At 64.7% G+C, this 11213-nt stretch carries 10 protein-coding genes; 3 read left to right on the plus strand and 7 right to left on the minus strand.

What is annotated here, in order from left to right:
- Positions 1-593 (minus strand): LysR family transcriptional regulator (locus EOA75_RS20510; RefSeq protein ID WP_127325020.1); only part of this gene is annotated, 593 nt, incomplete at its 3' end.
- Between the two features lie 54 nt (positions 594-647).
- Positions 648-794, minus strand: a complete 147-nt coding sequence (locus EOA75_RS34135; RefSeq protein ID WP_164747468.1) for a hypothetical protein — start codon at positions 792-794, stop codon at positions 648-650.
- Between the two features lie 77 nt (positions 795-871).
- On the opposite strand from EOA75_RS34135, the gene EOA75_RS20515 reads away from it, so the two are divergent.
- The 3 genes from EOA75_RS20515 to EOA75_RS20525 are packed head-to-tail and all read left to right on the plus strand — an operon-like array spanning position 872 to position 5481.
- Complete coding sequence (locus EOA75_RS20515; RefSeq protein WP_127325015.1) at positions 872-3802, plus strand: molybdopterin oxidoreductase family protein; 2931 nt, start codon at positions 872-874, stop codon at positions 3800-3802.
- A complete protein-coding gene (locus EOA75_RS20520; protein ID WP_095824207.1) occupies positions 3799-4533 on the plus strand; it encodes a 4Fe-4S dicluster domain-containing protein in 735 nt (244 codons plus the stop codon). Before EOA75_RS20515 ends, EOA75_RS20520 begins: the two co-directional genes overlap by 4 nt.
- 12 nt (positions 4534-4545) lie before the next feature.
- A complete protein-coding gene (locus EOA75_RS20525) occupies positions 4546-5481 on the plus strand; it encodes a DmsC/YnfH family molybdoenzyme membrane anchor subunit (RefSeq protein ID WP_127325016.1) in 936 nt (311 codons plus the stop codon).
- 7 nt (positions 5482-5488) lie between these two features.
- On the opposite strand, the gene pdeM is transcribed toward EOA75_RS20525, so the two are convergent.
- The 5 genes from pdeM to EOA75_RS20550 all read right to left on the minus strand — a co-directional run.
- Positions 5489-6205, minus strand: coding sequence for a ligase-associated DNA damage response endonuclease PdeM (pdeM, locus tag EOA75_RS20530; RefSeq protein WP_127325017.1), 717 nt, complete (start codon positions 6203-6205; stop codon positions 5489-5491).
- 16 nt (positions 6206-6221) lie between these two features.
- Positions 6222-8753, minus strand: coding sequence for a ligase-associated DNA damage response DEXH box helicase (locus EOA75_RS20535; RefSeq protein ID WP_127325021.1), 2532 nt, complete (start codon positions 8751-8753; stop codon positions 6222-6224).
- A 230-nt stretch (positions 8754-8983) separates the two neighbouring features.
- Positions 8984-9844: an NlpC/P60 family protein gene (locus tag EOA75_RS20540; protein ID WP_127325018.1), complete on the minus strand. Its 861-nt coding sequence runs from the start codon at positions 9842-9844 to the stop codon at positions 8984-8986.
- 50 nt (positions 9845-9894) lie between these two features.
- A complete protein-coding gene (locus tag EOA75_RS20545) occupies positions 9895-10245 on the minus strand; it encodes a MarR family winged helix-turn-helix transcriptional regulator (protein WP_127325019.1) in 351 nt (116 codons plus the stop codon).
- A 73-nt stretch (positions 10246-10318) separates the two neighbouring features.
- A partial coding sequence (locus EOA75_RS20550) for a leucyl aminopeptidase family protein (RefSeq protein WP_164747469.1) occupies positions 10319-11213 on the minus strand: 895 nt, incomplete at its 5' end.

Here is an 11213-nt window from a genome sequence, read left to right on the forward strand (position 1 = left end):
TACCCGCCCTCCCTGATGATCCAGCGCAACGACCTGATGTCGAGGTTTCCAGCCGGCGTCGTCGGAAGCTCGGGATGTGAGCCCGCCACGACCAGCATGGGGCGATCCTCATCGACCGTGGCGCGCCGCAATATGTCGGACTCGGTGCGGCCCTCGACCAGCCCGAAATCGGCCCGGCCGTCCAGCACATTGGTCTCGACCTGCCGCGTGTTGCCGATGGTGACGCTCAGGCGCACCGCCGGATAGGCCTCGTGGAAGGACGCCAGGCGCCTCGGCAGCCAGTAGCTGGCGATGGTCTGGCTGGCCGATATCGACAGGCTGCCGGTGATGGTCTGGGAAACATGCTCCAGCACGTCGTGGGCAGCCGCTGCCCGTTCCAGAACAGCCTTGGCTTCGGGCAGGAAGCGGTGGCCGGTCTGCGCGAGCTCGATGTTGCGGCCGACCCGGTTGAACAGCCGCACGCCATGATGGCTTTCGAGCGCGCGGATGGCGGCAGAGGCGGCCGATTGCGAGATGCCGAGCAGGTCGGCCGCCTTGGTCATGTGGCCATGCTCGGCGACGGCGACGAAGATGCGAAGCTGATCGAGGGTCATGGCCAACTAAGAAGGAAAATCGATCGGAATTACAAGAGCGGCTTGTTAGACAGATCAATCGCTTTGTTCTAACTTTTTACCCGAGCTTGGAAAAAATAGGCCGTTCTGCCGCCAAGGTTGGAAATGATCGGGCGCTTCAAATCCCTTTTCGCGCATTGGAGCCGCCAGCTGAAGCGGCAGCTCGCCGGCGACCGCTACCATCCTGAGCTGCATTATATGCGCGGGCCCGGTCCGAAGACGAAGGCCAAGATGGCAAGCGGCAAGAGCGTTCGCGGATCATGAGCCTAGCTGAACCACGCGGCGCAAACTCCGCGCCCTCGCAGCGGCCGCTGGCCGACAGCCAGGCGCCTGACGAAGGCGACGGCGTCGAGACCTCGCCGAGCGTGTCCGACCGCATCGCCAAAACCACCTGCTACATGTGCGCCTGCCGCTGCGGCATCGACGTCCACATCAAGGACGGCAAGGTGCGCTACATCAACGGCAACAAAGACCACCCGGTGAACCGGGGTGTGATCTGCGGCAAGGGCAGCGCCGGCATCATGCAGCATTACAGCCCGGCGCGGCTGAGGAAGCCGCTGCTGCGCACAGGGCCTCGTGGCTCCGGCGAGTTTCGCGAGATCGAATGGGACGAAGCGCTCACCATCGCCACCGAGCGGCTGTCGGCGGTCCGCCGCACCGATCCGAGAAAGCTTGCCTTTTTCACCGGGCGCGACCAGTCGCAGTCGCTGACCGGCTGGTGGGCGAGCCAGTTCGGTACGCCCAACTTCGCCGCCCATGGCGGCTTCTGCTCGGTCAACATGGCGGCCGGTGGGCTCTACACGATCGGCGGCTCGTTCTGGGAGTTCGGCGAGCCCGACTGGGACAACACAAAATACTTCATCCTGTTCGGCGTCGCCGAGGATCATGATTCCAATCCGATCAAGATCGGCCTCGGCAAGCTCAAGGCGCGCGGCGCCAAGGTGCTGTCGATCAACCCTTGCCGCACCGGCTACAACGCGATTGCCGATGACTGGATCGGCATACGACCCGGCACGGACGGACTGTTCGTGCTGGCGCTCGTCCATGAGTTGCTCAAGGCCGGCCGCATAGATCTCGACTATCTGCTGCGCTACACCAACGCGCCGGTGCTTGTCGTACAGGAGCCCGGTTCCGCCGATGACGGATTGTTCATGCGCGATGATCACGGCAACCTGTTGGCTTGGGACAGGGTGGCGAAGGCGCCCGTCAATGCCGCCGATCCGGATGCCAAACCAGCACTGACCGGCAGCTACACGGTCAATGGCCGCCGCTGCGCGCCGGTATTTCAGCTGATCGCCGACCGATACCTGGACGAAAGCCATTCGCCGGAGGCGGTAGCGGAGCGCTGCGGGGTCGGCGCCGACACCATCCGACGGATCGCGGCGGAGCTGGCGCATATCGCCTTCGAGCAGGCGATCGAGCTGCCGGTCGCCTGGACCGATTGGGCCGGCCGCCGGCACGAGACGATGAAGGGCCGGCCGGTCTCAATGCATGCCATGCGCGGCATCTCGGCCCATTCCAACGGCTTTCATACTTGCCGCGCCATCCACCTGCTGCAGGTTCTGCTCGGCACGGTGGACGTGCCCGGGGGCTTCCGCTTCAAGCCGCCCTATCCGCGTTCCGCGCCGCCGGGGCCAAAGCCCGCAGGCAAGAACGTCCGCCCGATGACGCCGCTGGAGGGTATGCCGCTCGGCTTCGTCTCAGGGCCCGACGATCTGCTCGTCGACGAGGTCGGCACACCGATCCGCATCGACAAGGCCTATTCCTGGGAAGCGCCCTTGGCCGCCCACGGCCTGATGCACAGCGTCATCCGCAATGCCTGGGCCGGCGACCCTTATCCGATCGACACGCTGATGATGTACATGTCGAACATGGCCTGGAACTCCTCGATGAATACCGTCGAGACGGTTCGTATGCTCACCGACAGGGACGAGGCAGGCGACTACAAGATCCCCTTCATCATTTATTCCGACGCCTATTATTCCGAGACGGTGCCGTTCGCCGACCTGGTGCTGCCCGACACGACCTATCTCGAGCGGCACGACTGCATCAGCCTGCTCGACCGGCCGATCAGCCATGCCGACGGGCCGGGCGATGCCATCCGTCACCCGGTGGTGCAGCCGGACCGGGATGTCCGGCCGTTCCAGTCGGTGCTGATCGAGCTCGGTGCGCGGCTCGGCCTGCCTGGTTTCGCCAACGAAGACGGTTCGGCGAAATACCGCGACTATGCCGACTACATCGTCAACCACGAGCGCACGCCCGGCATCGGCCCGCTTGCCGGCTGGCGCGGTAAGAACGGCGACGCGATCGGCAAAGGCGAGGTGAACCCGGACCAGTTGCAGCGCTACATCGACAATGGCGGTTTCTGGCACCACGGGTTCGCCGACGACCAGCGCTATTACAAGATGGGCAACCGCGCCTATCTCGACTTTGGCGTGAAGATGGGATTCATCTCCAAGGCCGATCCGATCATCTTCCAGCTCTATTCGGAGCCGATGCAGCGCTTTCGCCTCGCCGCGCGCGGTCATGGCAAGGTGCAGCCGCCGGAGGCCGAGCGCGACCGGATCGAAGCCTATATGGACCCGCTGCCGTTCTGGTACGCGTCCTTCGAGGACGACGCCGTCGATCTCCAGAAATATCCGCTGCATGCGCTGACGCAGCGGCCGATGCATATGTACCATTCCTGGGGCTCGCAGAATGCGTGGCTGAGACAAATCACCAGCCAGAACCGGCTGTTCGTGCACCGGCGGACGGCAGCGAGGCTTGGGCTGGCCGACGACGACTGGGTGTGGATCGAAAGCATCAACGGCCGCGTGAAGGGTCAGATCAAGCTGATCGACGGCGTCAACCCGGACACTGTCTGGACCTGGAACGCTATCGGCAAGCGGCGCGGCAGCTGGGGGCTGAAGGACGACGCCGCAGAGAGCAATCGCGGCTTCTTGCTCAATCACATCATCGGCGACCAGACCGCGGCTACCGTCAACGAAAAGCGCTATTCGAACTCCGACCCCGTCACCGGACAGGCGGCATGGTTCGACGTGCGCGTGCGTATCGCCAAATGCGCGGCGGAAGAGGCCGGCTTCGCCGAGCCGCAATTCGAGCGCTTGCGGCAGCCGCCAAATTTCGAGCCGTCACCGGATGTGCTTCGCTTCGGCGATGGATTCCGCATAAAAAGGGAAGCCGCCGAATGACCTGCCTTCCCGCCCAAACCGAGAAGAAGCTCGGCCTCGTCATCGACCTCGACACCTGCGTCGGCTGCCAGGCCTGCGTCACCGCTTGCAAGGAATGGAACACCGGCGGACACATGGCGCCGCTGACCGACATCGAGCCGTATGGCGGGCGTGTCGACGGCGTCTGGTTCAACCGCGTGCATAGCTATGAGCACACGACCGAACAAGGCGGCCGCACGGTGAACTTCCCGCGCTCCTGCCTGCATTGCGAGCAGCCAGCCTGCGTCACCGTCTGTCCGACCGGCGCCTCCTACAAGCGCGCCTCCGACGGCATCGTGCTGGTCGACGAGGACAAGTGCATCGGCTGCAAGCTGTGCAGCTGGGCCTGTCCCTATGGCGCGCGCGAATTCGATACGGATGTCGGCGTGATGAAGAAATGCACGCTTTGTGTGGACCGCATCTACAACGACAATCTGGCGACAGAGGACCGCGTGCCGGCCTGTGTCGCCGCCTGCCCGACCAGCGCCCGGCATTTCGGCGATCTGGGCGATCCCGCCTCGGCAATCTCGCACCTGGTAGAAGAGCGTGGCGGCGTCGAATTGATGCCCGAGCTTGGCTACAAGCCGACCAACAAATACCTGCCCCCGCGTGCCCGCACCGAGCGCGCGGCGAAGGTGGACGCGCCGGCGCTGGAACCGATCCGGACCGACGGAGGCTTCTTCGGCTGGATCGACCGCATGCTTTCGAACTGAATTCGCGCAGCCATGCATCCCGCCTATTCCGTCGTCTTCTTCACCACCGCCACCGGGGCCGGCTACGGCCTGCTGGCGCTGCTCGGCGTCCTTGGCGGGCTGGGATTGATCGCGCCCGAGTTCTGGCTCCGACTCCTCGGCATGGCGCTTTCGCTTGGCTTGATCGCGGCCGGCCTGTTCTCCTCGACCGGCCATCTCGGCCGACCTGAACGCGCCTGGCGCGCCTTCTCGCAATGGCGAAGCTCCTGGCTGTCGCGCGAAGGGATCGCCGCGGTGGCGACCTTCATCCCGGCCGGGCTGTTCGGCATTGGCTGGGCGCTGATGGGCAAAAGCGGCGGTTGGGTCGCCATCGTTGGCCTGATGGCTGCCGCCGGCGCCGTCGTGACAGTCTGCACGACCGGAATGATCTATGCCTCGCTGAAACCGATCGCGCAGTGGCACAGCCGCTATACTTTGCCGGCTTATCTTATCTTCTCGGCAATGACGGGTGGCGTGCTGCTCAACGGCCTGCTGCGAAGCTTCGGGGCCGGATCAACCTTGGTTCTGGCCGGCGCGCTGCTTGCCACGCTCGCCGGGTGGGGCTGGAAGCTTGCGACCTGGCGTTACAACGACAGGCTGGAAATCCCGACCACGGCCAACACGGCGACCGGCCTAGCCGGCGGCACGGTGCGGTCCATCGAATGGCCGCACACCGAAGAAAATTACCTGCTCAAGGAGATGGGCTTTCGCATTGCGCGCAAACATAGCGCGAAGCTGAGGCGAATGACGCAGGTGCTGGCCTTCGCCGTGCCGGCCATCTTGCTCGTGATCGCCTTCGCCCTGCCATGGCCTTTCGCAGCAGCCGCATCACTGCTTGCAGCGCTTATGCAATTCGCGGGCATGCTGGTCGAACGCTGGCTGTTCTTCGCCGAGGCAAAGCACACCGTCACGCTCTATTACGGCAGATGAAGCCGCTTCAGCCCGGCCGCAGCATCGAGCCGGAAATGGCAAAGATGCGCTCCGCACCCAGCATGTAGGCAACAAGCGTTTCCAGGCGGAACAGTCCGGCATAGGCGCGGTCGAGCACGTTGAGCGAGCCGGTATAGGCGCCGAAGGCCGGCATGATCATGCGGCCACCGTCACCGGCGAAGCAGCGCCGCCTGACCGAGCGGCCGCGCTGGACGATGCGGGCGCAGGGATGCAGATGGCCGGCGATCTCGCCCTCCACCCGCAGCTTGGATGGCTCATGGCGGAAAACAAGCGAACCAATCGCGAGTTCCCTCACCGTCTCGCCAGGCAGGTCGGCGGGAGCATCCGGATCATGATTGCCGGCAACCCAGAACCAGTCGCGGCCGGCCATCATCGCCTCCAGCCGCTTGCGGAAGCTTAGATGCATGCGCTCGGCGCCGCCGCCGTCGTGGAAGGAGTCGCCGAGGCTGACGACGATCCGCGGACCGTAGTCGGCGATCACAGCCTGCAGCCGCAGCAAGGTCGCACCTGTGTCATAAGGCGGGATCAGCGCGCCGCGCCTGGCGAAGGACGAGCCCTTTTCGAGATGCAGGTCGGAGACCGCAAGCAGCCGCAGATCGGGGAAATAGAGCACGCCGCGCCGGTCGCAAACCGCGCGTTCGCCGGCGATGCCGACGAAGTCGGCCTCGGCGACCAGCGTAGCGCGCGACAGCGAAAAATTCATCCCCTCTTGTCTTCTCTCAGTCGGCCATCTCCGGCCCCATGGCCTCTTCAACGAGGGTGGCGGCATCCATCAACAGCGTTTCATCCGCCTCGCCATGCACCGGCATCTTGCCGATTTCGAGCATGATCGGCACGGCTAGCGGCGATATCTGTTCCAGGTCCTTATGCACGATTCGACCGCGGATGCGCGAGAGCATCTCGGCAAGTCTGCTGACATCGAGCAATCCGGTCGCTGCATCGGCACGCGTCGCCTGGAGCAGGATGTGGTCGGGCTCGTGGCTGCGCAGCACATCATAAATCAGGTCTGTCGAGACGGTGACCTGGCGGCCGCTTTTCTCCTTGCCGGGATGACGTTTCTCGATCAGTCCGGAAATCAGCGCGCAGTTGCGGAAGGTGCGCTTGAGCAGCCAGCTGTCGGCAAACCATGCCTCGAGATCGTCACCGAGCATGTCCTGATCGAAGAGCGCAGCCAGCGATGGTTTTTTGTTTTTGAACATCCAGCCCATGTCGGCCAGCGACCAAATAGCCAACGCATAGTCGGTGGCAACGAAGCCGACCGGTTTGGCGCCCGCTCGATCCAGGCGGCGCGTCAGCAGCATGCCCAGCGTCTGATGCGCGAGCCTGCCTTCGAACGGATAGGCTACGAGATAGTGCCGGTTTCCGCGTGGAAAGGTCTCGATCAGCAGATCGTCGCGTTTCGGCAGGACGGATTTATCCGCCTGAAACCGCAGCCAATCGGCCACCTGCTCGGGCAGCTTCTTCCAGCGCTGCGGATCGTCGAGCATGGCGCGCACCTGCTCGGCGAGATAGGTCGAAAGCGGGAATTTGCCGCCGCCATAGTAGGGCACCTTTGCTTCGCTTCCGGGAGCATTCGACACGAAGCACTCATTGTCGCGGATACCCTCGAAGCGCAGAACCCTTCCGGCGAACATGAAAGTGTCGCCATAGGTCAAGGTCTCGAGAAACGCTTCCTCGATCTTTCCCAAGACTCTGCCGCCGCGCGAGGCCGCGCCCTTGCTTCCAGCCTGGACGTAACGAACGTTGAGGGCCGGCACTTCGATGATGGTCCCGACATTCAGCCGGTACTGTTGCGCCACGCGGGGATTGGATACTCGCCACAAGCCTTCCTTGGTTCGGCGGATACGGGCGTAGCGCTCGTAGTTTCTCAGCGCGTATCCGCCGGTGGCGACGAAGTCGATGACCCGGTCGAATGTCGGGCGGTCTAGGCTGACATAGGGCGCAGCCGATCTCACCTCGTCAAACAGCGCGTCGGCGTGGAACGGGGCACCGCAGGCGCAGCCGAGCACATGCTGCGCCAGCACGTCGAGCCCGCCATTGACCAAAGGCGGCGTGTCCTGCGCGCCGAGATAGTTGGCGTCGAGCGCGGCACGGCATTCAAGCACCTCAAACCGGTTGGCCGGGATCAGGATCGCCTTCGATGGCTCATCCATGCGGTGGTTGGCGCGGCCGATGCGCTGTGCCAGGCGGCTTGCCCCCTTCGGCGCGCCGACATGCACGACCAGATCGACATCGCCCCAGTCGATGCCCAGGTCCAATGTCGAGGTGGCGACGATAGCGCGCAAGGCATTTTCACCCATCGCCTTCTCGACCCGCCGCCGCTGGGCGACGTCGAGCGAGCCGTGATGCAAGGCGATCGGCAACGTGTCGTCGTTGACGCGCCACAGCTCCTGAAACAGCAGCTCGGCCTGGCTGCGCGTGTTGACAAAGAGCAGCGTCGTCTTGTGCCGCTTGACCTCGCGATAGATCTCCGGAGTGGCGTAGCGGGCGGAATGGCCAGCCCATGGCACCCGCTCTTCGGAATCGAGAATGGAGATGTCGGGCTTGGCGCCGCCTGTCACGACGATTAACTCGGACATGGCCTCAGGGGAAGCCTGGCTGACCAGCCAGCGCCGCAGCTCATCCGGCTCGGCGACCGTAGCCGACAGGCCGATGGTCTGCAGCTCAGGGACGAAGGTGCGCAGCCGCGCCAGGCCTAGCGCCAAAAGATGCCCGCGCTTCGAGGTGACGAGCGAATGCAATTCGTCGAGGACGACATAACGCAAATCCTCGAAGAAGCGCCTGGCGGCGGCGGAGGCAATCAGAAGAGCGAGCTGTTCGGGCGTGGTGAGCAGGATGTCGGGCGGTGCGAGCTGTTGCCGCTGGCGCTTGTGCGAGGGCGTGTCGCCGGTACGGGTCTCGATGGTCACCGGCAGTCCGATCTCCTCGACCGGCTTGCCGAGATTGCGCTCGATGTCGACGGCCAGCGCCTTGAGCGGCGAGATGTAGAGCGTGTGGATGCCACGATGCGCCCCACCGGGCTTGCGGCGCGGACGTCTGGCGAGCTCGGTAAGCGAGGGCAGGAATCCGGCCAGCGTCTTGCCGGCGCCGGTCGGCGCGATCAGCAGCGCCGATTGGCCGGCTTGAGCCTTCGCCAGCAGTTCGAGCTGGTGGGCGCGCGGCGACCAGCCTTTTGCAGCGAACCATTTTACGAACGGCTCGGGGAGAAGGACGGCGACATTCTGTTCGGCGAGGCGCGGCTGCTCTGTCACGCGCAAAGAGGTAGCGCGCTGGCAAGCGATCGCCAAGGAAAATCGGAACAAAAGGGGATCATTCTTCCGCTCTCCCCGTGTGGGAGAAGGTGGCCCGGCGCGCAGCGTCGAGACTAATGAGGGTGATCCAGCTTGGCGCTACTTACCCCTCATCCAGATTGCCAACCGACTTGCGAAGAGCAAATCGGGGCAATCCGACTTCTCTCCCATGGGGAGAGGTTAGGGCGGCGCTAAGGCCTGCGGAACCCGGTCGGGCCGCCATAGAGATAGCCGATCCGCTCGACGGCATCCTTCAGCCCTTCGCGCGAGACCAGCATCGTGTGGCCATTGGCGTGGATCATGTCCTTCGCGTCGGTCATGATCGCGACGTGGCCCTTCCAGAAGACGAGGTCGCCGCGCTGCAGCCCGGAATACTCAGGGCCCGGCTCGAGCCGCGTCCCGATCGATGCCGCCTGCATGTCGGAGTCGCGCAGCACATCCTTGCCGGTCATGCGCATCGACAGTTGCACGAGGCCGGAGCAGTCGATGCCGAAGCCGGAGACGCCGCCCCAGAGGTATGGCGTGCCGAGGAAGCTTTCGGCGACCGTCACAAAGTCGGCTGCCACCTCGGCGAGCGGCCGCAGATGGCGGGCAATGACTGCCTGGCCCGATGGCAACAGTGCGTAGTGCGTGCCGCGCGTTTCGGCGGAACCCGTCACCGTCACCGCGGAGCCCATCGACAGTTGCCCGCCGATCGGGAAGCGCAGGTCCGGTCCGGGATAGAGGAAGGTGCGCGGCACGGAGACGATGTGGGTGGGCGCATGCCCACGTGCGCCGAGCACATTGTCGGCGGCATAGCCGACATAGCCGTCGCGCTCGGCCTGCACCCAGGCCCAGCCTTCCGCAACCTCGAAGACCAGCACGTCGTCGCCGAACAGCGCCTGCGTGTTGATGCCGGCATCGGGGCGCGGCGCCTTGCGCAGGTCGGCGACGGCGGTGGTGATCCGCGCCGGGCGGCCGGCGACAAAGCGATCGGCGGCGACTTCCCCCTTCAGCCTGGCATCGGCGAGATCGGAACGAAAGGCGTGAAGGCGGGCATCCCTGGCGGTCAAATCGGTAGTCCAGTCAAATGGGTTTATCGGTCAGACAGACGAGTTGTCGGTCAGATGGGCAGCTCATGCGCCTTTGCGACGATACCATCACCGAAGCGCTCGACAAAGAGCGCGCCCTCCACCGTGCGCCGGATCAGCACGTTGCGCTTGTCGAGCTCGTCGCGGTGGCGCGAGACCAGCTTCAGCACGCCCATCGTGTCGAGCGCGCGGGTAATGACCGGCTTGGTGACGTTGAGCCTCGCGGCCAGCCCGCGCACCGTATGCGGCGGCGGATCGAGGTAGATGGTGAGCAGGATCGCGGTCTGGCGCATGGTGAGGTCGGGCGCGTCGTCGCGCACCTGCGACAGCAATACCTGCTGCCACAGTCGCAAGGCCTGGCTCGGGCGCATCGAGATCGACATTTGCCAAGCATGACGGGAAATTGTTTCGCTTCCGTTTCAGTCCGCGACGGCTTTGCCAGTTTTCTCGTCACACTCACCCGAAGCGCTTCGAGATCACTCGTTCCAGCGCGCGAATGCCTTGCGCTTCACCCCCGGTCAAGCCGTATGGGCGATCACTCGGGTTCCAGGCGAAGATGTCGAGATGCGCCCAGCCGGGGGTCTTCTCGACAAAGCGCTTGAGGAAGAGCGCCGCCGTGATCGATCCGGCGAAGCCGTCCGTCGTGACATTGTTGACGTCGGCGATCTTCGAGGAAAGCTTCGCGTCATAGGGACGCCACAGCGGCATGCGCCACAGCGGATCCTCGACAGCAACCGAAGCCGCAGCCAGGTCGGACGCCAGTGCCTCGTCGCCGGTGTAGAAGGGCGGCAGATCGGGGCCGAGCGCAACACGGGCCGCTCCGGTCAAGGTCGCCATGTCGAACAGCAGGGCCGGCCTTTCCTCGTCGGCAAGCGCCAGAGCGTCGGCCAGCACTAGCCGGCCTTCAGCATCGGTGTTGCCGATCTCCACCGTTATGCCCTTGCGACTCCTCAGCACGTCGCCAGGCCGGAAGGCATTGCCGGCGATCGAATTCTCGACCGCAGGGATCAGCACGCGCAGCCGCACATTCCGTTTCGCCGCCATGATCATCGAGGCGAGACCCAGCACGTTGGCGGCGCCGCCCATGTCCTTCTTCATCAGCAGCATGCCCGACGACGGCTTGATGTCGAGGCCGCCGGTGTCGAAGCAGACGCCCTTGCCGACCAGCGTCACCTTCGGCGCGTCGCTCGGGCCCCAGGTCATGTCAATCAGCCTCGGCGCGCCGGCCGAGGCGCGGCCGACGGCATGGATCATCGGAAAATTCCGCGCCAGGAGATCGTCACCCTTGACGACGGAGACGTCGGCGCCGTGCCCGGCTGCCAATGCCCGGACAGCCTCCTCGAACTCATCC

It is taken from the genome of Mesorhizobium sp. M1A.F.Ca.IN.022.07.1.1, assembly GCF_003997575.1.
Lineage (GTDB): Bacteria > Pseudomonadota > Alphaproteobacteria > Rhizobiales > Rhizobiaceae > Mesorhizobium.